Origin of the sequence: Natronorubrum marinum, assembly GCF_052040125.1 — an archaeon.
Classification (GTDB): Archaea; Halobacteriota; Halobacteria; order Halobacteriales; family Natrialbaceae; genus Natronorubrum.
This window is the reverse complement of record NZ_JBPPFV010000002.1, coordinates 159,752-186,177: the sequence shown is the minus strand read 5'-3', so window position 1 is coordinate 186,177 and position 26,426 is coordinate 159,752. Positions and strand designations below refer to the sequence as shown.

Annotated in this window: 28 protein-coding genes; 17 read left to right on the top strand and 11 right to left on the bottom strand. The window is 63.6% G+C overall.

What is annotated here, in order from left to right:
- Positions 1-7 precede the first annotated feature (7 nt).
- Entirely contained in the window at positions 8-709 is a 702-nt protein-coding gene (locus ACSFC5_RS10580; protein WP_440765214.1) for a class I SAM-dependent methyltransferase, read from the top strand.
- Positions 710-851: 142 nt separating this feature from the next.
- On the opposite strand, the gene glyA is transcribed toward ACSFC5_RS10580, so the two are convergent.
- Positions 852-2,099: a serine hydroxymethyltransferase gene (glyA, locus tag ACSFC5_RS10575; RefSeq protein ID WP_440765213.1), complete on the bottom strand. Its 1,248-nt coding sequence runs from the start codon at positions 2,097-2,099 to the stop codon at positions 852-854.
- Between the two features lie 214 nt (positions 2,100-2,313).
- On the opposite strand from glyA, the gene ACSFC5_RS10570 reads away from it, so the two are divergent.
- On the top strand, positions 2,314-4,431 hold the full coding sequence (locus ACSFC5_RS10570; protein WP_440765212.1) for a hypothetical protein: 2,118 nt from the start codon (positions 2,314-2,316) through the stop codon (positions 4,429-4,431).
- On the opposite strand, the gene ACSFC5_RS10565 is transcribed toward ACSFC5_RS10570, so the two are convergent.
- Positions 4,432-4,554 carry a hypothetical protein gene (locus ACSFC5_RS10565; RefSeq protein WP_440765211.1) on the bottom strand — a complete coding sequence of 41 codons (123 nt, stop codon included), beginning with the start codon at positions 4,552-4,554 and terminating at the stop codon, positions 4,432-4,434. It abuts the gene before it with no gap.
- 685 nt (positions 4,555-5,239) lie between these two features.
- Between ACSFC5_RS10565 and tbsP the strand changes: the two genes are divergently transcribed.
- The 6 genes from tbsP (at position 5,240) to ACSFC5_RS10535 (ending at position 9,820) form a co-directional block, all read left to right on the top strand.
- On the top strand, positions 5,240-6,058 hold the full coding sequence (gene tbsP, locus ACSFC5_RS10560; RefSeq protein ID WP_440765210.1) for a transcriptional regulator TbsP: 819 nt from the start codon (positions 5,240-5,242) through the stop codon (positions 6,056-6,058).
- Positions 6,059-6,381: 323 nt separating this feature from the next.
- Complete coding sequence (locus ACSFC5_RS10555) at positions 6,382-7,086, top strand: RNase P subunit p30 family protein (protein ID WP_440765209.1); 705 nt, start codon at positions 6,382-6,384, stop codon at positions 7,084-7,086.
- A complete protein-coding gene (locus ACSFC5_RS10550; RefSeq protein WP_440765208.1) occupies positions 7,070-7,732 on the top strand; it encodes a class I SAM-dependent methyltransferase in 663 nt (220 codons plus the stop codon). Before ACSFC5_RS10555 ends, ACSFC5_RS10550 begins: the two co-directional genes overlap by 17 nt.
- Positions 7,729-8,214 (top strand): Rpp14/Pop5 family protein, encoded by a 486-nt coding sequence (locus tag ACSFC5_RS10545; RefSeq protein WP_440765207.1) that lies wholly within the window; start codon positions 7,729-7,731, stop codon positions 8,212-8,214. Before ACSFC5_RS10550 ends, ACSFC5_RS10545 begins: the two co-directional genes overlap by 4 nt.
- Positions 8,215-8,218: 4 nt before the next feature.
- A complete protein-coding gene (gene psmA / locus ACSFC5_RS10540; protein WP_440765206.1) occupies positions 8,219-8,977 on the top strand; it encodes an archaeal proteasome endopeptidase complex subunit alpha in 759 nt (252 codons plus the stop codon).
- Positions 8,978-9,094: 117 nt separating this feature from the next.
- Positions 9,095-9,820 carry a ribosome assembly factor SBDS gene (locus ACSFC5_RS10535; protein ID WP_440765205.1) on the top strand — a complete coding sequence of 242 codons (726 nt, stop codon included), beginning with the start codon at positions 9,095-9,097 and terminating at the stop codon, positions 9,818-9,820.
- A gap of 29 nt (positions 9,821-9,849) precedes the next feature.
- On the opposite strand, the gene ACSFC5_RS10530 is transcribed toward ACSFC5_RS10535, so the two are convergent.
- Entirely contained in the window at positions 9,850-10,161 is a 312-nt protein-coding gene (locus tag ACSFC5_RS10530) for an FUN14 domain-containing protein (RefSeq protein ID WP_440765204.1), read from the bottom strand.
- Positions 10,162-10,542: 381 nt separating this feature from the next.
- Between ACSFC5_RS10530 and hflX the strand changes: the two genes are divergently transcribed.
- The 4 genes from hflX (at position 10,543) to ACSFC5_RS10510 (ending at position 14,360) form a co-directional block, all read left to right on the top strand.
- On the top strand, positions 10,543-11,844 hold the full coding sequence (gene hflX, locus ACSFC5_RS10525; RefSeq protein ID WP_440765203.1) for a GTPase HflX: 1,302 nt from the start codon (positions 10,543-10,545) through the stop codon (positions 11,842-11,844).
- Positions 11,845-11,887: 43 nt separating this feature from the next.
- On the top strand, positions 11,888-12,736 hold the full coding sequence (locus tag ACSFC5_RS10520; protein WP_440765202.1) for a class I SAM-dependent methyltransferase: 849 nt from the start codon (positions 11,888-11,890) through the stop codon (positions 12,734-12,736).
- Positions 12,737-12,843: 107 nt separating this feature from the next.
- The gene (locus ACSFC5_RS10515; RefSeq protein ID WP_440765201.1) at positions 12,844-14,004 is read left to right on the top strand and encodes a thiolase family protein; all 1,161 of its coding nucleotides are present in this window, start codon (positions 12,844-12,846) and stop codon (positions 14,002-14,004) included.
- Positions 14,001-14,360 carry a PhlB family protein gene (locus ACSFC5_RS10510; protein ID WP_440765200.1) on the top strand — a complete coding sequence of 120 codons (360 nt, stop codon included), beginning with the start codon at positions 14,001-14,003 and terminating at the stop codon, positions 14,358-14,360. The genes ACSFC5_RS10515 and ACSFC5_RS10510 overlap by 4 nt, the downstream gene beginning before the upstream one ends.
- A gap of 100 nt (positions 14,361-14,460) precedes the next feature.
- Here the strand turns inward: ACSFC5_RS10510 and ACSFC5_RS10505 are convergent, their stop codons facing one another.
- On the bottom strand, positions 14,461-15,324 hold the full coding sequence (locus ACSFC5_RS10505; protein ID WP_440765199.1) for a DUF7547 family protein: 864 nt from the start codon (positions 15,322-15,324) through the stop codon (positions 14,461-14,463).
- Between the two features lie 308 nt (positions 15,325-15,632).
- On the opposite strand from ACSFC5_RS10505, the gene ACSFC5_RS10500 reads away from it, so the two are divergent.
- The 3 genes from ACSFC5_RS10500 to ACSFC5_RS10490 all read left to right on the top strand — a co-directional run bounded on the left by ACSFC5_RS10500 (position 15,633) and on the right by ACSFC5_RS10490 (position 18,657).
- The gene (locus ACSFC5_RS10500; RefSeq protein ID WP_440765198.1) at positions 15,633-17,195 is read left to right on the top strand and encodes an AAA family ATPase; all 1,563 of its coding nucleotides are present in this window, start codon (positions 15,633-15,635) and stop codon (positions 17,193-17,195) included.
- 193 nt (positions 17,196-17,388) lie between these two features.
- On the top strand, positions 17,389-18,141 hold the full coding sequence (locus tag ACSFC5_RS10495) for a ribonuclease H-like domain-containing protein (RefSeq protein WP_440765197.1): 753 nt from the start codon (positions 17,389-17,391) through the stop codon (positions 18,139-18,141).
- 84 nt (positions 18,142-18,225) lie between these two features.
- Entirely contained in the window at positions 18,226-18,657 is a 432-nt protein-coding gene (locus ACSFC5_RS10490; protein ID WP_440765196.1) for an acyl-CoA thioesterase, read from the top strand.
- A 41-nt stretch (positions 18,658-18,698) separates the two neighbouring features.
- Here the strand turns inward: ACSFC5_RS10490 and ddfA are convergent, their stop codons facing one another.
- Entirely contained in the window at positions 18,699-18,989 is a 291-nt protein-coding gene (gene ddfA, locus ACSFC5_RS10485; protein ID WP_440765195.1) for a DdfA family disk-determining factor, read from the bottom strand.
- Between the two features lie 210 nt (positions 18,990-19,199).
- On the opposite strand from ddfA, the gene ACSFC5_RS10480 reads away from it, so the two are divergent.
- The gene (locus ACSFC5_RS10480) at positions 19,200-19,775 is read left to right on the top strand and encodes a DUF7998 family protein (protein ID WP_440765194.1); all 576 of its coding nucleotides are present in this window, start codon (positions 19,200-19,202) and stop codon (positions 19,773-19,775) included.
- Positions 19,776-19,825: 50 nt separating this feature from the next.
- Here ACSFC5_RS10480 and ACSFC5_RS10475 read toward each other — a convergent pair whose 3' ends face one another.
- Entirely contained in the window at positions 19,826-21,217 is a 1,392-nt protein-coding gene (locus tag ACSFC5_RS10475) for a hypothetical protein (protein WP_440765193.1), read from the bottom strand.
- Positions 21,218-21,305: 88 nt separating this feature from the next.
- Here ACSFC5_RS10475 and ACSFC5_RS10470 point away from each other — a divergent pair, with 88 nt between their 5' ends.
- On the top strand, positions 21,306-21,713 hold the full coding sequence (locus tag ACSFC5_RS10470; RefSeq protein ID WP_440765192.1) for a MoaD/ThiS family protein: 408 nt from the start codon (positions 21,306-21,308) through the stop codon (positions 21,711-21,713).
- Between the two features lie 563 nt (positions 21,714-22,276).
- Here ACSFC5_RS10470 and ACSFC5_RS10465 read toward each other — a convergent pair.
- The 5 genes from ACSFC5_RS10465 to ACSFC5_RS10445 form a co-directional block, all read right to left on the bottom strand.
- Positions 22,277-24,112: an acetyl-CoA carboxylase biotin carboxylase subunit gene (locus ACSFC5_RS10465; RefSeq protein ID WP_440765191.1), complete on the bottom strand. Its 1,836-nt coding sequence runs from the start codon at positions 24,110-24,112 to the stop codon at positions 22,277-22,279.
- Positions 24,113-24,462: 350 nt separating this feature from the next.
- Complete coding sequence (locus ACSFC5_RS10460; protein ID WP_440765190.1) at positions 24,463-25,296, bottom strand: carbon-nitrogen family hydrolase; 834 nt, start codon at positions 25,294-25,296, stop codon at positions 24,463-24,465.
- Positions 25,296-25,742: an SRPBCC family protein gene (locus ACSFC5_RS10455; RefSeq protein ID WP_440765189.1), complete on the bottom strand. Its 447-nt coding sequence runs from the start codon at positions 25,740-25,742 to the stop codon at positions 25,296-25,298. The genes ACSFC5_RS10460 and ACSFC5_RS10455 overlap by 1 nt, the downstream gene beginning before the upstream one ends.
- An 85-nt stretch (positions 25,743-25,827) precedes the next feature.
- Entirely contained in the window at positions 25,828-26,052 is a 225-nt protein-coding gene (locus tag ACSFC5_RS10450) for a DUF7123 family protein (RefSeq protein ID WP_006091498.1), read from the bottom strand.
- Between the two features lie 99 nt (positions 26,053-26,151).
- On the bottom strand, positions 26,152-26,340 hold the full coding sequence (locus ACSFC5_RS10445) for a DUF7525 family protein (protein WP_440765188.1): 189 nt from the start codon (positions 26,338-26,340) through the stop codon (positions 26,152-26,154).
- Positions 26,341-26,426 lie beyond the last annotated feature (86 nt).

Below are 26,426 nucleotides of genomic sequence, written 5' to 3'. Positions count from 1 at the left end.
ACACGTTGTGACATCGACTGATCCGTTCGGTCGTGCGATCCGCGACCACCACTTCGGTGTCCGGGAGGCACCGCTCCTCGACCGCGACGGCGACGCCGTTCGGGAGCACGCCATCGAGGACTGGTACTTCGGAGAACACGACGACTGCGCGTGGCGGGATCGATGGCTGAACGGCCCGTTGCTGGATCTGGGAGCCGGTGCGGGGAGAGACGCCCTCTACTACCAAGAGCGATTCGAGACCGTCGCGATCGATGTCAGCGACCATCTCGTCGAGACGATGCAGGATCGCGGCGTGAACGACGCCCGTCAGGCGGACATGTTTTCGCTCCGCGACCAGTTCGACCGCGATCGGTTCCGATCGGCCCACTCGATCGGGACGCAGGTCGGGCTGGCGGGCTCGATGGACGGCGTTCGTGCGTTTCTCGAGGATCTCGCGTACGTGACGACGCCCGGCGGGACGGCGGTTCTCGACAACTACGTCCCCAGGGGCGACGCTGCGAACGATGTCTTCGGCTACCGAGACGATCCGGCACCCGGGCTCGCCCATCGAGTGTACCACTGCGAGTACGAGGGCGATGTCGGGCGAACGCTGCTCTTTCGCGTGTTCAGCGTCGACCGACTCCGGGAAGCGACGATCGGAACGCCGTGGGAGGTCGTCGCGACCAAGCGCGGAGAGACCCAGTGGCGAACGATACTCGAGAAGCGGTAATACTGGGTCGACTACGTCTCACCAGGCCGTCAATGTCTCACTCCCGTCGCGGTGCGGGCGATCGAGATCCCACGAGTGGTCGTTCGCGGACCGGAGAATTAAAAGCCGACTTCAAGCGACTGATGGCCTCTATCGCGAGTTTCTATTCGTACAGCGGGTTCGCATCACACAGCGACTGGACGTCCTCGCGGACCTCGTCGATGACCGACTCGTCTTCCGGCGCGTCGATCACGCGGGCGATCAGATCGCCGACTTGACGGCAGTCGTCCTCGTCGAAGCCGCGGGTCGTCAGCGCGGGCGTACCGGCGCGGATGCCCGACGGATCGAACGCCGAGCGCGTCTCGCCGGGAACCGTGTTCCCGTTGAGGACGATGCCGGCGTCCTCTAAGGCCTCTTCGGCGTCGCCGCCGCTCGTGTCGGGGTGGCTCTCGCGGAGGTCGACGAGCACGAGATGGTTGTCCGTCCCGTCCGAAACCAGCGAGAAACCGTTGTCCACGAGGCTCTCGCCGAGCGCCTTCGCGTTCGCGATCGTCTGCTCGGCGTACTCCAAGAATTCGGGCTCGAGCGCCTCCTTGAAGCCGACGGCCTTGCCGGCGACGTTGTGCATGAGGGGGCCGCCCTGTCCGCCGGGGAACACCGCCGAGTCAACGTCGTCGGCGTACTCCTCGTCGCACATGACGATGCCGCCGCGGCCGGCGCGGATGGTCTTGTGCGTCGAACCGGTGACGAAGTCGGCGGTTCCCACCGGCGAGTCGTGGACGCCGGCGGCGACGAGCCCCGTGATGTGGGCGATGTCGGCGAGGTGGAGCGCGCCGACGCTGTCGGCGGCCTCCTGGATGCGCTCCCACTCGACTTCGCGCGGGTACGCGGAGTAGCCCGAGACGATGATGTCGGGTTCGAACTCGTCGGCCTGTTCGGCCAGGCCCTCGTAGTCGAGGTAGCCGGTGTCCGGGTCGACCTCGTACTGTTCGACCTCGTAGAACTGGCCGACGAAGTTCGCCGGGTGGCCGTGGCTCAGGTGACCGCCGTGGGTCAGATCCAGCGAGAGGATCTTGTCGCCCGGCTCGAGCATCGCGAAGTAGACGGCCTGATTCGCCTGCGTGCCCGAGTGGGGTTGGACGTTGATGTGCTCGGCACCGAACAGGTCCTGGGCGCGGTCAATCGCGAGCTGTTCGATCTCGTCGGCGTACTCGCAGCCGCCGTAGTACCGGGATCCGGGGTAACCCTCGGCGTACTTGTTCGTCAGCGCACTCCCCTGGGCGTCGATGACGGCCTCGCTGACGTGGTTCTCGCTGGCGATCATCTGCAGCGAGTTCCGCTGGCGATCTACCTCTCCCTCGAGTGCATCGGCGACGGCGGGATCGACGTCCCGAACGTGCTCGTGGTCCATGTTCGATGTGCGGTCTGGCGTCCGCATAAGTGTACCCGTCTTCGGCAAGTGGAGCCACTACTCGCGCGTCTCGAACGGGGACGAGGGACCGCTCGGGAACTCTCCGTAACTCCCAAACGGACTGATGTTCACGAGCGAGTGACGACCGATCTATCCCCCGTTCGTTCCCCCACCCGATACAACTAACTTACCGGAGAAACATTCAGCGTACCGAATGATAGAGTGGACGATGGACGACGAGACGCTCCGCGTCACGGATGCCGACAACACCGAGTTGTCGGTCCAGGGTGGCGAACTCGTCGTCGATGGTCCCGGCCCGGACATCCAGCGCCCGGTCGACGAGACCGCGGTCGTGACGACGAACGAACTCCGATTCCCCCACGCCGTCGCCTACGCGTTCTCGCTCGGCTCGGACGAGCAACACGAACTCGACCCCGACGGCTCGCCGCTCTCGCTCCCGCCCGGCGAGTACGTCGTCGACATCGATACGGAGATCAAGACCTACCTCCGGTTTTCCGGCGCGGCGACCATCGAAAAGACCGACGGCTTCGAGGAGACCGTCGTCACGTTTCCGGACCGGGTCCGCGTCATCGTCGGCTTTCGGAGCCACCACGAACTTCCCGCGGGGACGATCACCGTCCCGGACACGCCAGACGGACTCGCGGCGGGGATCACCCACCTCGCGGCCTCGCACAAAACGGACGGACCGGACCGGACCTACCCGACGCTTCGCGGACATCCGTCGCTTCTCGAGCATGGCGACGCCCTCGAGATTCCCGACTGTATTCGCGACGACTTCTCCGAGTCGGGCATCGAACTGGTCGTGCCGCCGGAGTACGAGTCGCTGTTCGTGACCGCCCCGCTTGCCTACTACCTTCAGGCGACCGTCCGGACTAGCGACCACCGCGGGACCACCCCCGTTCGGCCGACACTCCGCGTTCCCGAGTTCGCCGTCGAAACGAGCCTCTCGCCGATGCCCGAGCTCGAACGCGACGTCGAGCGACTGCTTCGAAAGGTGTTCTTCCTCGATTGTCTCGTGCGCAACGCCGGCCCGTACGGAACCGATCTGGCGGAGCTGAGCGTCCTCGAGGTGCTCGGACTCGACGCCGACGAACTGTACGAGGCGAGCCCACAGGAGCGACTCGCGACCTACCTCGACGTCCCCTACACGGCGATCGAGCACCGACTCCCCGACTGGCATCTTTCGACGTACGTCTCGCCACGCTACGAGAGCATCGAATCGCTCCCTTTCCTGCTCGATCGCCTGAGCATGATCTACACCCCCCGAACCTCCGAACTCGAGGGGCGAGAGCTGGTCGAACGCTCGCTGGAGGACTTCTACCGCGGCGGCAGTCGAGACTCCGGACCCGGAACCGCCGTACTCGACAGGGCGAGCGCCGGCAAAGTCGCGTCGGTGGATATCGTCAAACCCGAACTTCGAAACGGCCGGGTCCACGGCTGGCTGGCGGACGGTGTTCCCATCGACGTCTTCAAAACGACGCTGAACGCCTACCACAACCGACTCGACTTCATCGAGCGCTCGAGCGATTCAACCTCGATCTGTGTCGTCCTGAACGATCCGGAGATGGCCGGCGAGCACGACGATGTCGCCAGAATCTACCGCCAGCGCTCGGAGGAGCTGACGATGGACGTGACCGTCGAGGAGTCGTTGACGACGGCCGACCTCGCCCGCGTCTTCGAGGACGACCACGACTTCGTCCACTACATCGGGCACTGCGAGACCGACGGACTGCGCTGTCCGGACGGCTACCTCTCGACCGACAGCCTGGGTCGGTGTAACGCCCAGACGTTCTTCCTTAACGCGTGTGGCTCCTACTACGAGGGGATGGGACTGATCGAGAAGGGAAGCGTCGCCGGCGCGGTTACGTTCACGAAGGTGTTGAACGATCACGCGATCAAGGTCGGGTCGACGTTCGCCAAACTCCTCGTCCACGGATTTAGTATCGAGCGCGCGATGGGGCTTGCACGCCGACGTATCATGATGGGGAAAGACTACGCCGTCGTGGGCGACGGGACCCACTCGCTCGGGCAGGGCGAACACCAGTTACCGATCACCATCACGCTCGAAGAACTCGAATCCGAGGGCGACCAGTATTTAGCCACGTTCGACTGCTACTCGACGCGAGTGATGGGGTCGTACTACTTCCCCCACACCGAGGATAACGAGTACGCGTATCTCTGCGGCGGGACGTCGAACTTCACGCTCTCCGAGTCCGGCGTCCACTCCTTACTCCGCGAAACCGATGCGTCGGTCATCTACGACGGCGATCTCTACTGGTCGAAAGAACTCGCTGCCCGGTTCGACCGCTGATTATGGTCCGCTGTAGGTTGTGACCCGTTTCGCCTGCAGCCGCTCCGGCCGCGTCGTCGCCTGCGACGACTGCTCAACGGCGTCGACCGTCACGTCTCGAGAACAGGTGTACGCGTCACGCATGTACTCACCTTTGGCCGACACGATGATATACATAGTGGATCGGTAACTGGCACGCTCGCGCTCAATTTATCGCCGTACCCGAGAACGTTTCCGCGAGCCGTGACCCTGTCGCGTGTGTACGGGGAAACGGAGTCTTCATCCGTGGCTGGCGAGGGCGTCGATAGTTTCGCGGTGACCAATCGAATCCTCTGCGTCGGCGACCGGCCCTTTTCGACCGTTACTCGGTAGCACTGTTAATCAATTTGCGGTGGGCATCTATTTTTAACTGATACCGTATAGTTAAATAGAATGCCGTGCACTATGGTACCGTATGGAACCGATGCTTATACTCGAGGTCAGTACCGCACTGTACGAAACAGGTTCAGTCATGGCATCACTGGGTGGAGATTTTACCATTCTCAATCGAGTCAGTACGTACAGCGGTCCCTAATCCGGATGCCACGATGACTGTTTTTTCGGGGCCAGCATCGAACCGAACATGAACTGCATAGTCGACCGAGACGGTCGCACATTGCACGACTCCGCCACAATCGTGTTACACGACCGTCATTGTATCTTGAAAGCACACTGAAAATTCGATGGAAGAATCGACAAATCCTACCGCAAACATCGGCAGAGTTCAAGTTGTAGCGGCGAATCGGCCAACAAAATTAAGTGCTTTGCAGACGATTACTTCTGTATAGACATGACCTCGAATTTACTCAACCACCAGATTGACGATATCCTCGACTCCATCCTCGAGGACGCGTCAGGCGACGTGTACATGGTCAATCCATCCGCGGATGCGATCGAAGAGTTCGTTTCAGTCGCGATCGCGTTCGATGGCGACCTGCCGACGGTACACATGCTCGCCGACGAACGGACGCTGAAAGACGTTATGGACGACTTCATCGTCGCCTCGAACGCCGCCGACCTCATCAGCCAGGACGCACTCGCCCTGCGAACGCTCGAGGAGGCCCCCGAAAACTCGCTGCTCGTCACCGACGAGCGCGTTATTGCCGTCGTCCACGCCGGCGACCGCGTCGGCGGCCTCGTCACCGACGACGACAGCTTCGTCGAGGACACCTTCGACACCTACGCGGACCGCTGGGCGGACGCCTCCCAGTTCAACCTCCGAACGCCGCCGATCACGGCCGTTCGCGAGACGCTCGCCGACGAGATCAGCCCCGACGCTGAGGAGGACTTCACGGCGATCCTCAACTCGCTCGAGACCGCCCGCGGCGACGGTGACGGACTCGACGAAGTGACAATTTCGCTGCTCGTCGCGGCCAAGAACGAAGCGCTCCTCTACGACATCAGCAAATGGGGCGAGGACGTCGGTATCGCCTCCAAGGCGACCTTCAGCCGAACGAAGACCAAACTCGAGGACATGGGTCTCATCGACACCGAGAAGGTCCCGATCGACGTCGGCCGCCCGCGACTCCGCCTCAAGATCGGCGACGACCGACTCAACGAGGCCGACAACGGCCAGCTCGCGACAGTCGCGCAGTCGATTCTCAACTAAAACATTTTACTCTACGTTCTGACGGACTGACGACAGCGTAGCTGTCGCACAGTCCGTCGTCACTCGGTAAAATGTTTATAAAAAGCACTCCTCCTTCCGTTCTCTCGCTCGATAGCGACGCTTCGCGTCGCACCCTCGCTCGTTCACATCAATCGTCGGCCCGCTCACTCACCCTTCGGGTTCGCTCGCGGTGAGCATCGGGTGGCGGCCTGCCCTCCCCCGGGTCGCACGCTCGCCGGGTTCCGGCGAGCGTGTTCCCGGCCACGAATTTTTGTTCGGTGCATGGCGCAAACCCCAAGTCGCCGCCGCGAGACGACCCGAGTATGTACGAGGCCGTCCACGCCCGTCCCGACGGAGACAGCACGGTCGCCAGACTCGCCAAGACGGCGGCCGACTACGGCTTCGAGGGCGTGGTCGTCCGCAACCACCACGACTCGAGGGCCGAGTACGACGCTGCGGCGATCCGCGAGGAGTACGACATCGACGTCGTCGAGGGCGTCGAGATCCGGGCCGACAGCCCGCAGGAGGCCGGTGGCTCCGTCGGAAACTACCGCACCGACCAGACCATCGTCGCGCTGCACGGCGGGACGAACGACATGAATCGGTTCGCGGTCGAGAACGACAAAGTCGACGTGCTCGCCCATCCGATGGCCGACCGCGGCGACGTCAACCACGTCCTCGTGAAAGCCGCCGTTGAGAACGGCGTTCGCCTCGAGTTCTCCCTCTCGGGAGTCCTCCGCAAGAGCGGGGGTCGTCGAGTCAGGGAGATCCAGTCGCTGCGAAAGCTCGAGGAGATCGTCGACTACTACGACGCGCCGTACGTCGTGAGCGCGGACCCCGCCTCGCACCTCGAGTTGCGCGCTCCTCGCGAACTGATCGCCGTGGGGGAGCAACTGGGGTTCTCGAGCGAGTTTATCGAGGACGGGCTCGCGGAGTGGGGCCGACTCGCCGAGCGCAACCGACACGTGCAGTCCGAGTCGTTCATTGAGCCGGGGGTCGAACGGGGGAGATATGAAAAAGAGCCTTGAGGATCACGCCGCTCGATTCGACGAGCTAGCCGGCGAGTACGACGACTCGAACTCCGACGAGTATCGGGCCTGTGCGAACCTCGTGATCGAACACGCCGCCCCCGAGGCGGACGACATCGTCCTCGATCTGGGCACCGGAACGGGTGCCATCGCGCTCGCGCTCGCACCCGGTGCGAAGCGCGTCGTCGGCCGGGACATCAGCGAGGGGATGATGACCGAAGCCGAGGCGAAAGCCGAGTCCGAAGGGCTCGAGAACCTCGAGTTCGGCCGCGGCACGTTCCGCGAGCCCGACTACGACGACGACGTGGACGTGGTCACCTCGAACTTCGCGCTCCACCACCTCTCGGACACGGAAAAGCGCGAGGCGATCGACGTCATCGCGGCCCTCGAGCCCCGAAAATTCGTCCTCGGGGACGTGATGTTCTTCGGCGAACCCGATCCCGAGGAGCCGTTCTACTCGCCCGAGGTCGACGATCCGGCGACCGTCGGCACCCTCGCGGACGCCTTCACCGACGCGGGCTTCTCGCTGACCGCGGTCGAACGCGTCCACGACCAGGTCGGCGTCCTGGTCGCCGAGCGGACGCCGGCCGAGGCCGACGGCGTCACCGGCGATGACGCGGACGACGAGACCAACACGGGCGAATGAAACACCTCCCGAAACACCTCCAGCCGCGCTGGCGGTATCTCGCCGTCGAGATCGAAAGCTGGCCCGACGCCGCTCTCGATCGGCGGGCGTTCCAGCGCGAGTGCTGGTACGCGGCCCAGAACCTGCTGGGCGATCCGGGCAGCGCTCGCGCGGATATGACGGTCGTCAGGTTCGCGTTCGACGACGGAATCGGCGAAGCGATCGTTCGGGTCCGCCGTGGCCAGACGGAGCCGGCTCGCGCGGCCGTCGCCTGTATCGACGGTATCGACGGCGCTGCGGTCGGAATTCGGGTCCGCGGTATCAGTGGCACGATCCGTGCCGCTGAAGAAAACTATTTAGGTAAACGCCGGCAAGATTCGGAAGAGAGAAACGTCGTGTTCGGGAACGAGGAGCGAGTCGCCGTCCTGCGGGAATGCGAGGCAGACGTGCGACTCGATGAGACGTTTACGGGCGCGACAGACCTCGATTACGATTTAGTGTGAGACTATGCAGGGACAACAACAACAGCAGGCATACGACCGAGGTATCACGATCTTCTCGCCGGACGGCCGACTCTACCAAGTCGAGTACGCCCGCGAGGCGGTCAAACGAGGAACAGCGAGCATCGGCGTCCGAACGAAAGACGGCGTCGTCCTCGCCGTCGACAAGCGAGTCCCCTCCCCGCTGCTCGAGGACTCGAGCGTCGAGAAGATTCACAAGGCCGACAACCACGTCGGCATCGCGAGCGCCGGCCACGTGGCCGACGCGCGCCAACTGATCGACTTCGCCCGCCGCCAGACGCAGGTCAACCAGCTGCGCTACGGCGAGCCGATCGGCGTCGAGACGCTGACCAAGGAGGTCACCGACCACATCCAGCAGTACACGCAGGTCGGCGGCGCTCGCCCGTTCGGCGTCGCGCTGATCGTCGGCGGCATCGACAACGGCGAACCGCGCCTGTTCGAGACCGATCCGTCGGGGACCCCATACGAGTGGAAGGCCCTGGCCGTCGGCTCCGACCGCGGCGAACTGCAGGAATACTTAGAGGAGAACTACGACGAGGAAGCCGACCTCGACGGCGGCATCGCGCTCGCGCTCGACGCGCTCGCGTCGGTCAACGAGGGCTCGCTGCTGCCCAACGAAGTCGGTCTCGCAACGATTGACGTCGAGAGCGAATCCTTCGAGCAGTTCGACCACGACAAGATCGAGACCCACCTCGAGGAGAACGGCCTCCTCGACGACGGTGAGGACGACGAACCCGAAGAGTAGTAATCGAGACGGCGGCACTCCTCGCGGTTTCGTACCGAACGGCCCGCGCGACGCCGGACGGTCGCGGCGGATGCCGTCAGGAAAAGCTCTTTTAGGCGGCCGGGGGTACTCCCTGGTATGATATCGCTCGACGAGGCGGTGACGGCGCGACTCGAGTCACACGGGGCGCGCTTCGAAGTGCTCGTAGACCCGGACGCGGCGCTTTCGATCAAACGCGACGAGTTCGACGGCGATCTAGAGGAGGTCATCGCCGCCGAAGACGTCTTCGAGGACGCCTCGCGCGGCGACCGCCCCGCCGAGGATGATCTCGAGAAGGTCTTCGAGACGACGGACCCGCTCGAGATCATCCCGGAAGTAATCAAGCAAGGGGAGATTCAGATCACGGCCGACCAGCGCCGCGAGATGCAAGAACAAAAGCGCAGACAGCTGATCGACACCATCACGCGGAACGCGGTCAACCCGCAGATGGACAACGCACCCCACCCACCCGAGCGCATCGAGAACGCGCTCGAGGAGGCCGGCTTCACCGTCGATCCGATGGAACCGGTTCAACAGCAGGTCGACGACGCACTGGACGCACTGCGGCCGGTGATTCCGATTCGATTCGAGGAGGTAACGATCGCGGCCCAGATTCCCGCCGAGTACGCCGGCAGCGCGCAGGCGCAGGTCCGCCAGTTCGGCGACTTAGAGCGCGAGGAGTGGCAGCCCGACGGCTCCTGGATCGGCGTCATCACGTTCCCCGCGGGGTTGCAAAACGAGTTCTACAACGTCGTTAACGAACACTCGAGCGGGAACGCGGAGACGGAGATCATCAAGGACAAGGACGATCTGAAGACGCGGTAGAGCGAAACGGGTACGCTCCCAGTCAGTTCCTAACCGCGGTGGTAGCCCACCAGGAAGCCGCTGGTAAAGCCCGCGCCGACCGAGACCATCGAGAGCACCGACTCGAGCCAGTGAATCTCGTTCTGTGCGTGTTCCTGCGTCTCGAGGAGGCCAGCCGTGAGACGGCTCCAGTCGACGGTTACGATCTCCTGTGACTCGAGGTATCGAAAGGCCATCAACTGAACGCCGATGACGATTGCCAGCAATTTTGCGACCTGCTTCGTCGCGAATCCCAGTACCGCCCCGATAACCGCCCCACCCCCGAACTCGAGACCGAGCGTCGTCAGATCGACGTCTAGCATCACGGGTTCGTATTCGAGTCCGGTACGATTACTGTTGTGGTTGTCTGAGTTTCTGCTTTCCTGATATGTGGAGTGTGGTCAGCGGTTCGACCGCCGAACTGCTACCAGTACGAGCGGTCGGTCGTGGAACTACGAGCGAACCGCAAGACGGCATCGTGCACGGGATTCAAGACGATCGGACGCGTACGGGTAGCTATGAGTATCGTCCAGCCAATGGAGGTGTTCGACCGGCATCCGTAGTGTGGTCGGACACCCGTCGCGTCGCCTGCAGCGTCGGCGCGAGCAGTGCGCGCGAGCGACGGTTCGCCGGGTCGACGAGTACGGCCTCGCGCGAGGACGCGAGCACCGATCCCCGAACGCCACCCGCATTTTGCCACCCGCATGAACGCCATCATCGCCAAACGCGTCGACTCCGGAACGCCCGACACGAGTGAAATTCGCGACCTCGCCGCGGCGGCAGGGTACACCGTCGTCGGAGAGGTCACCCAGTCGCGGCGGGCCGACGCGGCCCTCCAACTCGGCGAGGGAAAAGCCGAGGAGTTGGCCGAGGTCGCCGTCGCCACGGAAGCGACGACGGTCATCTTCGACAACCGGCTCGGACCCTACCAGACGTACAACCTCGGACAGCTGCTTCCCGACGGCGTCGAAGTCATCGATCGGTTCACCCTGATCCTCGAGATCTTCGGCCAGCGCGCCCAGACGCGCAAGGCACAGCTCCAGGTCGAACTGGCCGAACTCCGGTACGAACTGCCCCGCGCCGAGGCCAAGACGAGCCTCGCCAAACGCGACGAACACCCCGGCTTCATGGGCCTGGGCGAGTACGACGAGAGCCGCGAACGGGACATCAAAGCCCAGATCAGCCGGATCAACGACGAACTCGAGCAGATCGAGCGAACCGAGGAGCAACGGCGGGAGCGCCGCCGAGACTCTGGGTTCGATCTGGTCGCGCTGGCGGGCTACACGAACGCCGGCAAGTCGACGCTGTTGCGACAGCTGGCCGACGATCTCACCGTCGAGGAGAACGAGGGACTCCACCCCGACCTCGACGCGACGGCCGAATCCCAGGACAAGCTGTTCACGACGCTCGGAACGACGACTCGTCGGGCGTCCATCGAGCCGCGGGACGTCCTGGTAACCGACACTGTCGGGTTCATCAGCGACCTGCCTCACTGGCTCGTCGAATCGTTCAAGTCGACGCTCGATTCCGTCTACCGGGCCGATCTGGTCTTGCTCGTCGTCGACGTCAGCGAACCAATTGACGAGATCCACGAGAAACTCGTCACCTGCCACGACACCCTCTACGAGCGCAACGAGGCGCCGATCGTCACGGTGTTGAACAAGATCGACACGATCGACGACGAGGAACTCGCGGAGAAACGCGAGGCCCTCTCGTCGCTCGCGCCGAACCCGGTCACCGTCAGCGGCATGGAGGGGACGAACGTCGAGGAACTGCTCGAGCGAATCGACCGCGAACTCCCCGAGTGGGAAGAAGAACGACTCCTCCTGCCGATGACCGACGAGACGATGAGCGTGGTGTCGTGGATCCACGACAACGCGAACGTCGATGACGTCACCTACGGCGACGAGGACGTCGTCGTCTCCTTCGAGGCTCGTCCTGCGGTCATCGAGCAGGCTCGTTCGCGCGCGACGGAGTTGCGGACGACCGCTGCTGAATCCGCGTAGTTTCTTCGAACGTGTTTTGACGGAATCCCGAGATGGCAAACACATGCCATCACGTTCGTCACCTGATATTGACGATCCACGTGCGTTCTACGACGCCTATGGCGAGCGCGAGTGGGAACGCCTCGAGGACGGTATCGACGGTCGACTGGAGTACACACTGACGATCGAAGCGCTCGAGAAACACCTTCCCTCTGGTGGACGCGTGCTCGACGCCGGAGGGGGTGCGGGTCGGTACAGTATCTGGCTCGCCGAGCAGGGATACGACGTTACACTGGTGGATCTCAGTCGCAGTCAGTTGGCCATCGCTCGCGAGCGAATCCGCGAACACGATGTCGAGTCGAACGTCACGCTTTCACAGGGGACCATCACTGATCTCGGCGTGGCCGCGAACGCGTTCGATGCGACGTGTTGTCTCGGTGGTCCGCTCTCTCACGTGTTAGACGAGACGGATCGAACAGGCGCAGTTCGTGAACTCGAGCGAGCGAGTGCCCCCGGGGCACCGGTGTTCGTTTCCGTAATGGGTCTGCTCGGTGCCGTCCAGTTGTACCTCCTGACCGGACACAATCTCGAGGCCCTACCGGCGCTGCTCGAGCACGGCGATTACGATTCGGCGTTGCTCGGCGAGTACGGGTACGAGAACGAGTTCACCGCGACGCACTTCTTCCGACGCGCGGAACTGGAATCACTCCTCGAGAACGGCGGTCTCGACGTCGTGACGACGGTCGGGCTGGAAGGGCTGGCGTCTCCACTCCACGACAGTCAGTTCAAGAGCCGTCTGAACGAGGTCACAGACGCTGAACGGGCCGCACTCGAAGAGACCGTGCGGCGGACCAACAGTGATTCGCTCGTGGCGGAGCTGTCGGTACACATGCTTGCGGTCGCCGAAGCGTAGCCGTTCGTGGGAGTGACTGTACGGTATCGTTCAGATCGCAGGTCTGACCGCTATCACTCGCTGTCGAGACCCCATCCTATAAATCGCTGACCGAACTCCAGTAGGATATGGAACGTGTTGCAATCATCGGAGCCTCGATGACCCAGTTCGGGCAACGCGAGGGAGAGTGGGTGATGGACCTCCTCGCGGAAGCCGGAATCGACTGCCTCGAGGACTCGGGCGTCGACGCGGCGGACGTCGAGCACCTGTACGTCTCGAACATGGCGAGCGGGGAGTTCGAAGGACAGACCGGCGTGCCGAACGCGCTGGCACACGACCTGCAGGCGATGCCGGCGTACACCCAGCGCGTCGATCAAACGAGTTCGAGCGGCGGGGCCGGAATCTACGCCGCCTGGCAGTCCGTCGCCAGCGGGGCGAGCGACATGACGCTGCTCGTCGGTGGCGAGAAAATGACTCACAAGACCACCGGCGAAGCTACGGACGTCATCGCGTCGCTGACCCATCCCGTCGAGTACAAGACGGGCGTCACGCTCCCCTCCTTTGCGGGGCTGACGGCCCGTCACTACTTGGAGCGCTTCGACGCGCCCCGGGACAGTCTCGCGAAGGTCGCCGTCAAGAACCACAAGAACGGCGTGGACAACCCCCACGCCCAGTTTCGCAAGGAGATCAACGAGGAGACCGCACTCGAGTCGCCGATCGTCGCGGACCCGCTGCGGCTGTACGACTTCTGTCCGATCACGGACGGCTCGGCGGCGCTAATGCTCTGTCCCGAGGACGTGGCTCAGGAGTACACAGACAACTACGTCGTGATCTCGGGCATCGACGGCGCGACGGACACCCACGTCGTCCACGAACGCGAGGATCCCACGATCATGGGTGGCGTCGTCGAGAGCGGGAAGGGGGCCTACGAGATGAGCGGCTACGGCCCCGACGACATCGACGTCGCGGAACTCCACGACATGTTCACCATCCTCGAGTTCCTCCAGATGGAAGGGCTCGGCTTCGCCGAGCAGGGCGAAGCGTGGCAGTTAGTCGAGGAGGGGTATACGGAGCGCGACACCGGAGAGCTCCCGATCAACACCTCGGGGGGACTCAAGTCGAAAGGACATCCGCTCGGAGCCAGCGGCGTCGCACAGGCGGTCGAAATATACGAACAACTGGTCGGGGAGGCCGGACCGCGACAGGTCGAGGCGGACGTCGGGCTCTGCTGTAACGTCGGCGGCTTTGGAAACTGCGTTATCACGACCATCATGGAGGCAGCACAATGACGATGGAAGCCACGCGATACGAGGACGGCTCGATCAGCTACCCCGGCCACCCGCGCGGTCCCGGCGGGTCGGAGCCGGTGGAGACGATCGATCTCAGCGAGTACAGCGCCGAAGTGATCTCCTGGACGACGAGCATGGCGACGCCGCCGGGTGTGCGAGAACCGAACACGCTCGCGATCGTCGAGTTCGACGTCGACGGGGAATCGGTCCGCGCGATCGGACAGGTGACGACGGACGAGGTCGAAACCGGCGACGAGGTCGAACCAGTGTACGTCGACGAACTCCGCGAGCCCGGAGCCGGCATCCGCGAGCCGGAGAGTCAGGACTGGGACGGGTATCGGTTCGAACCGGTCTGAGCCCTGTGTTCTGTTGCGAACACCCGTGAGCAACAGAACACAGATGTGAAGCCGGTTCGAATCAGGGAGGAGCGTCGCTCCGACCGCGGTTCGAGCCGGTTTAGGAGTCGGAATCGGTGTCGGTACCGTCACCGTTTGCATCGGGATCGTCGCCAGCACTGTTTTCCTCGGCATCGTCCCCGCGAGAATCGGATCGATCGGAATCGCTCGCGCTGTTTTCGTCGCTCCCGGTAGAATCGTCGTCACCATCGTCAACACCGGATTCGCCGACAGCGTGTTCGTCCTCCTCGGCGTGGTCCGTACCGTTCGAGTCCGGTTCCTCCGAGCCGTACTGATCTTTTAGCGTCTCGAGTTCGGCGTCGACGTCGACGCGCGAACCCGGGTCGTCGCGTGCCGTCTCGCCGCGATCGTCGTTATCATCGCCGACGACATCGGCGTCGTCGATGTCGATCCGAATCGCGTCCGTCGAGGAGTCGGTTCGCTCGAGGTCGTCGTCCACGTCTCGAAGTCGGCTGTCGACGTCGTCCCGTAGGGCGCGGGCCTGCGAGAGCAACTCGTCGAGCCCCTCGTTCGACGTGTTGGGCTCCGCGCTCGTCGCTCGCTGGAGTTGGGCCAGCACGGTATCGAGCTGTGAGAGCGTCGTCCGTCGCAACGCGTTCGCCCGTTCGCCGGCGGTGTCCGCGGCCTCCGTGGTCCGGTCGCGAACCTCTCGTTCGGTGCGGGTGAGTTCGAGCGCCCGCTGGAACCCCTCGAGCGCCCGCACGCTGGTCTCGAGGACGGCGATCGCGGCGGGGATGGCGATCTCGTCGGCGAAGCGGAGGAGGTCTCGCGGCGTCGGCGGTCGCGGTGCCGGCGGCCGGAGTCGGGGACGGCGCTGCGTGGACTCGAGTTCCGCCCGGAGGTCGTCGATCGTCCGTGTGAGCTCGCGGACGGCGTCTGCGAGATCGTCGTCGTGATCGGCCATAGCTGGCCTACGGACGCCGGGTGCAAAAATCCGGTCGGTCGATTCCTCGGCCGGATCCCGGATCTCGGATCGATCCACGGAGCGTGCTGCCGATTGACCCTGTTGTGGTTGCTCGAATGACGGAAGTGGTATCAGTAATCTGGAAGTGATACCTGGCGCTCGAGTGTGAAACGTCGGATAGTGGGTCGAATCCTCGCCGAACGAGATCGCCTGTAATGGCCGTCCTAAACGGTCTCAGTCCAGTGTTATTGGTGTTACGGCAGAAGGTCTATATATCGAACGACCTATCGGATTACAGAGTACCATATATGGTCGAACTTGACATTCAGCTTCTCGTAGGGGCTGCAGTAACCGTTTTCCTTGCGCTACTCTTTTTCGGCGTCGTCGTGCTCTGGGACGTCGCCCTCGCACTCCGAAGCGTGGGGGACAAAATCGACAAGCTCGAGGACAATATCGACGACGACTTAATGAATATCGCCCACGCGCTGGACGGGATCTCGAACGGATCGAACAACGGCGGGACGCAGCTTCATCTAAGCGGCGGCACGATTAGCTCCGGCCCGCAGGAGCAGGGACAGCCGACGCAGGGACAGCCACAGGGGCCACAGCAGGCACCGCAACAGGCTGCCAACGAAACGGTGCAGCAGGCGTCCCAACAGCCCCGGACCGGCCAGCAGCCGTCACAGGCCGGTGATCCCGGTGCTGTCGATGGCGAGAACGAGCCGTCGGCCCCCGTCGGTGGAGACGGTGACGGCAGTCTCGAGCAGTCAGCCGACGGTACGACAGACGCGGACGACGTGCCGATTAACGGAGACGGCGTGCCGACTGGCGAATCCACTTCAGACGACGACGCCGCCGAGTCGACGGCATCGTCCAAATCGGCCCACCCGCGAGCGGAGCGAAGTCGAGGTCGATTTACTACTTCGCCCGATCGAACGGCCTGGTACGCGACCCCGCTTGACCGCGAGGCGCTCCGATCGTCACAACCGATGATTGCCGGTGCCCTAACCGACGGTTCGGACGCGGCTGTCGACGAGTCGGAGATTATCGCTGCGGGACCCGTGGAATCGGCTGCGACATCCGGGCCAGCCGAAGCCGATGGCGTGTCCAAGACGGCCGAAGTGGGTGATACGGACGAGATGGCCGATAGCGATCCAGACAAAACGGCCGACGATGATTCGGGCGGGTCGGACGAGCCGTCCACCAGTGCTGAGACAAATCGGGACGACGATCACGGCGGGAAGAACCCGAGCGACGGGTCGGCTGCCGGCGAGACGGACAACGTCGACTCGGCTATGCAGGAGGTCGACGACTCCGATGAGACCAGTAACTCGGCGTCGACCGGCACGGACGTCCTCGAGTTCGAGGAGGACGAACCAATCGCCGACGAGGATTCGAGCGTGATGAACTCCGACGACGCGAGCGGCACCGACGACGCTCCCGCCGATCCGTTCGGCGGCGACGTCGGTACGTTCGAGTTCGACGACGCAGACGACGTGACCGTCGAAGAAGCCGTCGAGACGATCAACGAGGACGCACCGGCGCCGGAGCTCTCGAGTCACCACTTCGACGTGACGGCGGAGGTGTTCGAGGGTGAAGACGACGACCGCGGCGGTGCCACGTTGCTGTTCGAGTTCGACACGGAGACGGTCGACATCAGCGGCTCGACGAAGCGATTGCTCCAGTATCAGATGCGGAGCTTTGCGGACCGCGATTCGACGCCCGACGGCGACGTGCGCATCGGACGGGATCGAATCGTCATCGAGATTCCCGACTCGGACGGAGCCGCCGTTCAGCGGTGGGGCGAGGCGGCCGTCAGCATCATCGATCGGACGCTGTACCTCTCGGACAACAGTTCCGACGGTAACTAAGCGAATTCGGCCGTGGCCGATCCGCAGTCAGTTTCCAATCTATCTTACCGGGAAGATGGTACGTGAAGCCCGTATACAATCCGTCCACGGTGCGTCCGCTCGCCGTCTCCGACGGACTCGAGTCCAGCCCGCGATCGGCAGTCCCCCAGTGCGATCCAATCGCTTTTAGTTCGCCCGGGCCCCTGACACTGGTGTGCGAATCGAGAACAGTTTCATTCCCGTCCGCGGCGTCGGGGAAACCACCGAACGCAAGCTGTGGCGAGCGGGGATCACCCACTGGGACGAGTTCGACGGCAGCGTCGTCGGCGACACGGTCGCCGACCGGATCGAGTCGTTCATCGAGGAGGGCCGAACCCACCTCGAGCGCGGCGACGTCTCCGTCTTCACGGAAGCGCTGCCTGCGGCCAGCCGCTGGCGGTGCTACGAGAACGTCCGCGAGAACACCTGCTTTCTGGACATCGAGACGACCGGTCTCGACGCGAGTTGTAACGATGTCACGACCGTCAGCGTCCACCGCGGCGGCGAGACGAAGACCTTCGTGCAGGGTCGGGACCTGACGAGTCAGCGGCTCGAGGACGAACTCGAGGCGTCCTCGCTGCTCGTGACGTTCAACGGCCAGCGCTTCGACGTGCCGTTCCTGGAGACCTGCTACGATATCGACGTCGCGACGCCCCACGTCGATCTCATGTACCCCTGCAAGAAGATCGGGCTCGACGGCGGGCTGAAGGCCATCGAGAAGGATCTCGGAATCGATCGAGACATGCCCGATCTCTCCGGCCGGGACGCCGTCCGGCTCTGGCACGAGTACGAACGCGGTGACGAGGCGGCACTCGAGACCCTCGTCGAGTACAACCGTGCGGACACGAAGAACATGGAACCGCTGATGGAAATCGTCACGGATCGGCTTCACGAGACCGTCTTCGAAGCGGCCTGTGCGGGCGAGTGAGCAGGTGGCGCTGTATTCCCATTGTCGGGATCGTCCGGATCGTAGCACGTACGTATAGGACGCTGCACTCGGTAGCGGGAACCGATGACTGACGAGTTCGGCGAGAACGACGACCAGAACACCGACTACGAGTGCGAGATCGGTATCGACGTTCGCCTCCGCGACCTCGATTTCATGGGCCACGTCAACAACGCGATCTACGCGACGTTCCTCGAGGAGGCGCGAGAAGCGTATTTCGAGGATATCTTCGGCGTCTCGCTGACCGACGTCGGAACCGTGATCGCGAGCCTCACAATCGACTACGTCCGACCGATCGAAAGCGACGCCGAGGTCACCGTCGCGGTAGGCGCGTCGGAACTGGGAACCTCGAGTCTGACGATGGCCTACGAAATTCGAGCCGACGGCGAACCGGCCGCGACGGCCCGAACGGTTCAGGTGCTCGTCGATCGAGAAACGGGGCAGTCCGAACCGATTCCAGACGCATGGCGGCGTCGAATCGACGAGGCGGGCGACTGAGGTGCGTCAGCGGCTACTGCGAACCGTCTCGATAGCGAGCCTTATCTCCCGTTGTTCAACTCTTCGACGTCTACGTCACCATCACTCGAGACGACGACGAGATAGCCGCAGAACGGGAATTCCACGCGACCGGAGGCTCGAGGGCTGCCGTCCTCTCGCGGTGCAAAAAGTGCATCGAGGGCTTCCGGGTTGATCGCATCGTACAACGCTTCGTACTCCGGCGGCTCGATATCCATCGGGTCGACACCCTCACGTTCGGCGATTGCGGCAATTACGTCAAAACTGACTGAGTGGATGGCAGCGGTATCCGATCGATCGACTGAGAGTAGCATTGGCCAGACTCTTACAGTCACTGGATATAAATCCTCTGGCCCCAATCTCTCCTTGTTAGACAGTAGTGGGTTGTGAGGTTCAGTATTGTACACCGTTGTATATCTTTCTATAATTAGTCTATTTGAAACAATTTCATAGATAGTATCCTGAACTATCGATATGAGTATACCCATCGCACAGGCAGACATTGTGATGGGGCGTTTGCGAATATGTTCGGAATCAACTACTGGAATGAGCTGATTCCATTGCTAGTCGTGATGAATCCCTTCGCGACGGAGCCATCCTCACCGACCGAAACGGTGCGTACAACCGACAGCTTCGACGGATGGGACGCGTTCGACCCGGATCACGTCCCCGAGTCCGGCCCGTTTCTCGAGGGCCACGCCGTACTCACCGGCGACGAGCACGCCGCCTTTCATCGCCTCACTCGAGCCCTGTTCGAGGAACGCGGCGTCTACGATGCGACGTTCGGCTACAATCTCGCACGTCTCAATCTCGATCGGCGACATCCCGAATCGGGATTTCGCTACGCCGTTGACGCCGACGATCCGTCCGTCCTCCGAGCGGAGTTCACGCCGACGACGGAGTTCTGTCCGGCGGCAGACGCGCTGATCAAGGGGGCCTTTCGGGCGTGGAACGGGCTCGCGGACCATCACGAGTACGATATCGTCCGCGTTCGCGTACACCCGTCACACCAGCAAGCCGACGCGCTCGATGCCTCGCTCGAGCGACTCGAGCGCTCGCTTCGGGAAACGGGATCGGTGCCGAACTCCCTGTCCGAGTAGGTGAAAGCCCGCTAACCGATCGAAAGACGAGTGCAACTCACAATCGGTGGCTACGGACGAGGACCGACGTCTCCGACATCCTCCCGGTTTTCGTGATTGCCAACACCGTCTACGCCGGCGTCGATTTTGAGGGTTCCCGCGAGCACCCCACTGATCCCGTCGGGTGCGTGTCGGTGGAGCGTCAGTAGCATATTCAGAACGAACAGGCAGAATCCGAGCGTGGCGAGAATCGCACTCGATACTCTCACGACGGTCGGAAGTGCGAACAGCGGGCCAGCGGCCATGCCGAGCAAGCCGACGAGCGTGAGCCAGAAGTCAGCCCGTTCGAGTCGACCGTCGTACAGGTCGTCGACCATCGGAACCTGCTCGAAGCCGAGCCGGTCGCTGTAGCGCTCGAGCCAGATGATGAACGGGACGATGTGGTAGAGCGAGCCGACGACGACGAACCCGAAGACGCCAAAGACGAGCAGATTTGTGGCGTCGGGGTGGCCGAACAGGGTCGCGTAGCCCGCCGGCTCGAGCCACCACGCGGAGACGGTGAGGGCGATCCAGGCCCACAGCGACCCGGCGACTACCCAGTACCGCGCGGTCATCGGGGAGCGATCGACGGTCGATCGCGACAGTTGGCGTGCGATGACGACGGTGAACGCGGCGAGGCCGAGGAGGACGGCGAGCGCGCCGACTCGAGCGAGCGACTCCGTGGCCAGTCCGCGACCCACGGCGAAGACGAGCAGACCCGTCGGGAACAGCAGTTGCTCGAGTCCGACCAACCGGTCGTCGAACGGCGTTCGATCGGTCTGAGTGAACATCGTCACGAGTTGGGCGAGCGCACCGACGATCGTCGCGAGGACGGCACCGAAGAGCGCGAGGGTTGCGTGGACCAGTAGAACGTCGCCTCTATCGACGGCGGTCGAGTCGAAAACGCCGACCGCGAAGTCGACGGCGAGAAAGAATCCGAGCGGTGCGGCGAGGGCGAAACAGCCGAGTGCAAACGCGAAGTGTCGCTCGGTCAGACCGAACGGCCGCGCCCGTACCAGGGTTCGACCGACGTTGTAGACGAAGATCCAGAGCCCGACCAGGAGGGTTGCGGCCGCGATGGGGAGCCAGGATAGCGCCGTCGCGAGCAGCGCCGTCGCGAAGCCGACTACGCCGACGGCGACGAGGACGAGTTGCGCGACTGCCAGCCGTCGAGAGTAAATCGCTACCCCCGACCAGACGGGGACGAACTGCGTCATCGCGCCCATGATCGTGATTGCGATCCAGCCGATCAACAGGAGGTGAACGTGCGCCGCGTTCGACAGCCCGGGGACCGTCGTGACGGCCGTGACGGTTCCGCCGACGACGCCCGCCACGAGGAAGGCGAGTCCGACGACGAAGTGGCCGAGCGGAATCGCCATCGGCGGTTGCTGGTCCGTTCGGAGGTCGCCTCGAATCTGGCTCATATCCGACAGTCGGGTATCCACCGCCGTGCAGTTGTGTCCGAACAAGTTCGGGATCGAACGGTTGCGGCTCGCGTCCGTACTATCGAGTATGACCGCCGAGCAGGTTCACCAAGACGCGCGAGAACAGGAGCGAGCGCAAACGACCGTCACCGTCCGCTGCACCGGCCACGTTCGGGATGCCGTGGGCACCCACGAACTCGAGTACACCTTCGCGGGCGACCGGCTCCGGGAGTTCCTCGAGGCCTTCTTCGCCGAATACGACGTCGAGGAGATGCTGATCGCCGAAACCGAGGCGGAGGCGACCGCCCACGGCTGGGCGCGTACGCCCGAGGAACTGCCCGGCACCTGGCGCAAGAACCCCGAAGGCGAGCAGACCCGGGCGTTCGCTCGCGTTTGCATCAACGGCCGGTTCAACGAGCACTACGAGGGTCTCGAGACCGAACTCGAGGACGGCGACCGCGTGGCCCTCATCTACCCGTTCATGTTCTGTTGTTGAGCCAGGACTCGAACGAGTTCGGAGCAACGGTTTGGGTGCGACGCGGGACGACAACCGCCGAGGTTCGCTACAGCAGCGGCGTTCGCGAGCGCAGGGCAAGTGAGTCGGTCGCCGCCAACGTTGTTGTGCGGGTCGGGATCGCCCTCGACAATCGTCTCAGTCCGCGACGCCGCCGGCCGTCGCGTTCGAGACCGAGAACAGGTCGGCGGGTGATCGGAGCACCAATGACTGACCAGTCAGACGCCAGAGTCGGGCACCACCCCGATCCGACGTCGCTCCGTCCACCCGAGCCGATCCTTCGGCGTGTCACCGCGTACCGATCGTCCGAAGACGACCCGGCGACACGGTGTCGTCGCAGCGGCGTCGAACGGAAATCGTTCGAGACCGCGTGCACCGGCCGTTTCGACCGTCCCCACTTCACCGCTGGCCCGCACATATTCACTGACGGGATCCGGAACGAATCGCGTTCAGTGCCGAGATCGACTCAGCGGTCGAACGCGCCGAACCGATCGAGACGACGCAACTCGAGAGAAAGAGACGCGCTACTCGAGACCGAAACCGCCCTACTCGAGGACGACAAGCACGTCGCCCATATCCACGCTCTGGTCTTCCTCGACGGCGATTTCGGTGACGGTACCGCCCTTGGAGGCGACGATGTCGTTTTCCATCTTCATCGCCTCGAGGACGACTAACACGTCGCCGGCGGCGACCTCGTCGCCGACCTCGACCTTCACGTCGAGGATCGTCCCCTGCATCTCCGCGTCGACCGTCTCGCCGCTTCCCTCGAGTTCGTTTCCGCCGCTGTCTCCGCCCGCGGGCTGTGGCGGTTGAGCGCCGCCGCCATTGACGTCGACGTCGCCGGCCGGGATGGCGGGTGCGCCGTGTTCCTCGAGTTCGACCTCGAAGCGCTTGCCGTTGACCTCGACGGTGAACTCGCGCTCGACGGTCTCCTCGTCGTCGCCGCTTCCTCCGTCGCCGACGTCGCCACCCCACTGGGCCTGAGCCTCCTCGATGCGGCTCTCGTCGATCTCCTCGTCCAGGTACTTCGTCGTGTGCGTGCTCGCGACGAACTCCTCGTCGGTGAGCATGAGTCGGTGGAACGGGATAATCGTCGGAATGCCCGCGATCTCGTACTCCCGCAGGGCGCGCAGCGAGCGCTCGATACACTCGTCGCGGTCCTCGCCCCAGACGACGAGTTTGGCGATCATCGAGTCGTAGTCGGTGACGAGGTCGTCACCCTGACGCAGGGCGTCGTCCATGCGGACGCCGACGCCGCCCGGCGGATCGTACGTTTCCAGGGTCCCGCCGGTCGCTGGCGCGAAATCGTTGGCCGCGTTCTCGGCGTTGATTCGGAACTCCATCGCGTGGCCGTCGATATTGACGTCGTCCTGTGCGAAGTCGAGTTCCTCGCCGGCGGCGACTCGAATCTGGCGCTTGACGATGTCGATGCCCGTGATTTCCTCGGTGACGGTGTGTTCGACCTGGATTCGGGTGTTGACCTCGAGGAAGTAGAAGTTGGCGTCGGGTCCGAGCAGTTCGCCCGGTTCTCGTTCTTCCTCCTCGACGAGGAACTCGACGGTGCCGGCGTTGGTGTACTCCGCGGCGGAGACGCCCCGGCGGGCGGCCTCGCCGATCTTCTCGCGCAGTTCGTCCGAGAGGGCCGCCGACGGCCCCTCCTCGATAACCTTCTGGTGACGCCGCTGGAGCGAACAGTCGCGCTCGCCGAGATGGCGGACGTTGCCGTGGTGGTCGGCGACGATCTGGACCTCGATGTGGCGCGGCTGCTCCAGGTAGCGCTCGAGGTAGACCGAGTCGTTGTCGAAGTAGGCCTCACCCTCGCGCTGGGCGCTCTCGAGTTGCTCTTCGACCTCGCTTTCGTCCCAGACGACCTTCATCCCGCGACCGCCGCCGCCGCCTTCGGCCTTGATGGCGATCGGGTAGCCGTGTTCCTCGCCGAACGTTTTGACCTCCTCGGGATCGGTGACGGGGTCGGTGGTCCCGGGGACGATCGGGACGTCGGCCTCGTTCATGATCGTCCGCGCCTTGGTCTTCTCGCCCAGCGACTCCATCGCGTCGCTCGCGGGACCGACCCACGTGATCCCATCGGCGGCTTCGACCTTGCTCGCGAACTCGGCGTTCTCCGCGAGGAAGCCGTAGCCGGGGTGGATCGCGTCGGCGTCCGCGCGACGTGCGGCGTCGATGACGGCCTCGTGATCGAGGTACGAGTCGGCCGCTCGGGCCGGACCGACGTTGTACGCTTCGTCGGCGTAGCGAACGTGGCCGGAGTCCGAGTCGGCGTCGGAGTAGACGGCGACCGTGCCGATATTCAACTCTTCGCACGCTCGCATCACTCGGACAGCGATCTCTCCTCGATTCGCGACGAGAACCTTCCTGAACATTCCTGGCAAAACAGACGCGAACCGGCTACGTTACTTTTTCGCAACGGGTCGCCGTTGGATGGATAGAACAACGGCTATGGTACACGGGTTCGAGTTAGTTCGTCCGAAAGGGATGTGGACGAGGGAGTGGGCGAGACGTGGGGCGGAGTGAGTCGCTCGTTCCCGGGAGACGAGCGAGCGACGGGCCGGAGCGACGCGCAATGCCGGTCGTGACGTGAAAAGCGCCTATCAACCGGCACTCGAATAATTACCGCCACGGGATAAAAAGTCAGCGGTCGCGGGATCGTCTCGTCGTCTGATGGTTTCATCCGCGCTCAGCCGGGGGTAATCGTGGATTCCGCACCTCGAGACTACAGCCGTCGATCCCGGAGCGCCGGAAATTCCTCGCGCACGCGCTCGAGCGAACCGAGGTCGATATCGCTCACGACCAGCGCCGGCTCGTCGCCGCTCGAGGAAAGCGCGGTCCCCCAGGGGTCGTAGACGGTCGAGCGGCCGAGCAGCGTCGCGTCGGCGTCGTCGAACTCGCCGGAACCGTTGATCGTCGCGACGAAACACTGATTTTCGATCGCACGGGCACGCGAGAGCGTCTCCCAGTGTTCGATGCGCGGATAGGGCCACGCGCTCGGTACGAGCACCAGCTCCGCGCCGGCGTCGATCAGCCGCCGGTAGAGCTCCGGAAATCGCAGGTCGTAACAGGTGGTCGCGCCGACGGTGACGCCGCCGATTTCGGCGGTCTCGATGCGTTCGCCGGGCACGAGCAGCTCCGACTCGGCCGACTGGTAGCCGAAGAGGTGGTGTTTCCGGTAGACCAGCTGCAACGCGCCGCTCGAGTCGAACAGCGCGGCCGTGTTGGCCAGTCCCTCTTCGGCGGGCGTTGCGACGGTCTCGGTGGCCGCCAGGTCCTCGACGATACTCCCCGCGAGGACGGCGATCTCGTGCTCGGCCGCGGCTTCTTGCAGCCGCGTAAACGTCTCCCCCTCGAACGGTTCGGCGAGGCGCTCGTAATTGTCGAACGCGAAGTAGCCCACGTTGAACAGTTCCGGGAGCGCGACCAGATCCGCGCCGCGGGCGGCGGCGCTCGAGACCGCCTCGAGCGCTCGCTCGACGTTCGCGTCAACCTCGGTGGGTTCGACCTCGATCTGGGCGAGCGCGATCCGAAGGCCGTTCTCGGTCGAGGCCGCCATCACGACTCCTCCGAGCGAGTCCGCTCGATATCCCGTTCGAGCGCCCGGCGGAGGTTCTCGAGTTCGCCGTCCAGATTGCGCTTGAAGAACTTCTCGACGCCGGGGAGTTTGCCGTCGACGGTGAAGTTGTTCTCGAGGCGAGTGCCGTTCTCCGTCTCGACGATTTCGTGTTTCCCGGTGACCCGCATCACCTTCGATTTCCCGACGAACTCGACGTACTCCGGCGGCTCGCGAGTGATATCTTCGGTCTCGACGGCGACGGTCTTGCGGACGAGCGGGATCGGCAACTCGACGTGCCAGGTCACTCGCCGACCCTCGGGGTCGTCGACGGTGTACTCCTGAACGACGCTGATCGCCCGAGCCCGGTTCTCCGGGTCGGCGATGAACTCCCAGACGCGCTCGGGTGATGCCGACAGCTCGAACGAACGGTCGACCCGTACAGTCATGGCTCTACCTGCGTGAGTCACTATTAAAAAGACCGTGGACCGAGCGGGGATCGACAGCCGGACACGAAACCGCGTAGCATCGGATTCAACTGATGGTGACTTTCCAGGTTGTCGAACGGGCACGGCCCCACTTTTCGATGTCGACCTCGTCAGCTTTCTCCGCGAGGTGAGGGAGACGGACACCTACCTGTTTCGAGGACAATCCGATCGCGTCCGCGATATTCTTCGCCCGGAAGTACTGTTCACCTCGGGCGGCACTCTCTCGGAGGTGTGAGAGAATTCGCTGCTCTTCGTTGGAGTAGTCGGTCATCGTCCGTGGCTGCCTCTAGGGCGTCGTTGCTCTTAACTTTTATAGGCCGTTTCAGGTCGATTACGCTGACTGTCACCGGCGTTTCGGCCGGTGTGTGAGTTAGTCCCAGTAGAGGTGGATGCCGACGACTGCCAGCGAGCTAAAGAGCATCGCTGCCGCGAATCCCCAGGCAGCCGTTATATCTGGTGCGCCGACAAACATCAACAGCGCACCGATCGACGCGACCGCGCCGAGCGCGAGCGCCAGTCCAACACCCATATCCGTCGTAGACTCGGTTTCCGTGGCCATGCCCGGGGGTTGTGTGTGGGGTCTCTTAATTGCATTCATTGACCCGCAAGCGGTGGCCACTCGCGGCCGGACGCGAGGATGACCGA

Bases quoted from the DNA above. Each gene is read 5' to 3' on its own strand.
- glyA (WP_440765213.1), bottom strand. From the start codon at position 2,099: ATGGACCACGAGCACGTTCGGGACGTCGATCCCGCCGTCGCCGATGCA.
- ACSFC5_RS10570 (WP_440765212.1), top strand. From the start codon at position 2,314: ATGATAGAGTGGACGATGGACGACGAGACGCTCCGCGTCACGGATGCC.
- ACSFC5_RS10565 (WP_440765211.1), bottom strand. From the start codon at position 4,554: ATGCGTGACGCGTACACCTGTTCTCGAGACGTGACGGTCGACGCCGTT.
- tbsP (WP_440765210.1), top strand. From the start codon at position 5,240: ATGACCTCGAATTTACTCAACCACCAGATTGACGATATCCTCGACTCC.
- ACSFC5_RS10555 (WP_440765209.1), top strand. From the start codon at position 6,382: ATGTACGAGGCCGTCCACGCCCGTCCCGACGGAGACAGCACGGTCGCC.
- ACSFC5_RS10550 (WP_440765208.1), top strand. From the start codon at position 7,070: ATGAAAAAGAGCCTTGAGGATCACGCCGCTCGATTCGACGAGCTAGCC.
- ACSFC5_RS10545 (WP_440765207.1), top strand. From the start codon at position 7,729: ATGAAACACCTCCCGAAACACCTCCAGCCGCGCTGGCGGTATCTCGCC.
- psmA (WP_440765206.1), top strand. From the start codon at position 8,219: ATGCAGGGACAACAACAACAGCAGGCATACGACCGAGGTATCACGATC.
- ACSFC5_RS10535 (WP_440765205.1), top strand. From the start codon at position 9,095: ATGATATCGCTCGACGAGGCGGTGACGGCGCGACTCGAGTCACACGGG.
- ACSFC5_RS10530 (WP_440765204.1), bottom strand. From the start codon at position 10,161: ATGCTAGACGTCGATCTGACGACGCTCGGTCTCGAGTTCGGGGGTGGG.
- hflX (WP_440765203.1), top strand. From the start codon at position 10,543: ATGAACGCCATCATCGCCAAACGCGTCGACTCCGGAACGCCCGACACG.
- ACSFC5_RS10520 (WP_440765202.1), top strand. From the start codon at position 11,888: ATGCCATCACGTTCGTCACCTGATATTGACGATCCACGTGCGTTCTAC.
- ACSFC5_RS10515 (WP_440765201.1), top strand. From the start codon at position 12,844: ATGGAACGTGTTGCAATCATCGGAGCCTCGATGACCCAGTTCGGGCAA.
- ACSFC5_RS10510 (WP_440765200.1), top strand. From the start codon at position 14,001: ATGACGATGGAAGCCACGCGATACGAGGACGGCTCGATCAGCTACCCC.
- ACSFC5_RS10505 (WP_440765199.1), bottom strand. From the start codon at position 15,324: ATGGCCGATCACGACGACGATCTCGCAGACGCCGTCCGCGAGCTCACA.
- ACSFC5_RS10500 (WP_440765198.1), top strand. From the start codon at position 15,633: ATGGTCGAACTTGACATTCAGCTTCTCGTAGGGGCTGCAGTAACCGTT.
- ACSFC5_RS10490 (WP_440765196.1), top strand. From the start codon at position 18,226: ATGACTGACGAGTTCGGCGAGAACGACGACCAGAACACCGACTACGAG.
- ddfA (WP_440765195.1), bottom strand. From the start codon at position 18,989: ATGCTACTCTCAGTCGATCGATCGGATACCGCTGCCATCCACTCAGTC.
- ACSFC5_RS10480 (WP_440765194.1), top strand. From the start codon at position 19,200: ATGTTCGGAATCAACTACTGGAATGAGCTGATTCCATTGCTAGTCGTG.
- ACSFC5_RS10475 (WP_440765193.1), bottom strand. From the start codon at position 21,217: ATGAGCCAGATTCGAGGCGACCTCCGAACGGACCAGCAACCGCCGATG.
- ACSFC5_RS10470 (WP_440765192.1), top strand. From the start codon at position 21,306: ATGACCGCCGAGCAGGTTCACCAAGACGCGCGAGAACAGGAGCGAGCG.
- ACSFC5_RS10465 (WP_440765191.1), bottom strand. From the start codon at position 24,112: ATGTTCAGGAAGGTTCTCGTCGCGAATCGAGGAGAGATCGCTGTCCGA.
- ACSFC5_RS10460 (WP_440765190.1), bottom strand. From the start codon at position 25,296: ATGGCGGCCTCGACCGAGAACGGCCTTCGGATCGCGCTCGCCCAGATC.
- ACSFC5_RS10455 (WP_440765189.1), bottom strand. From the start codon at position 25,742: ATGACTGTACGGGTCGACCGTTCGTTCGAGCTGTCGGCATCACCCGAG.
- ACSFC5_RS10450 (WP_006091498.1), bottom strand. From the start codon at position 26,052: ATGACCGACTACTCCAACGAAGAGCAGCGAATTCTCTCACACCTCCGA.
- ACSFC5_RS10445 (WP_440765188.1), bottom strand. From the start codon at position 26,340: ATGGCCACGGAAACCGAGTCTACGACGGATATGGGTGTTGGACTGGCG.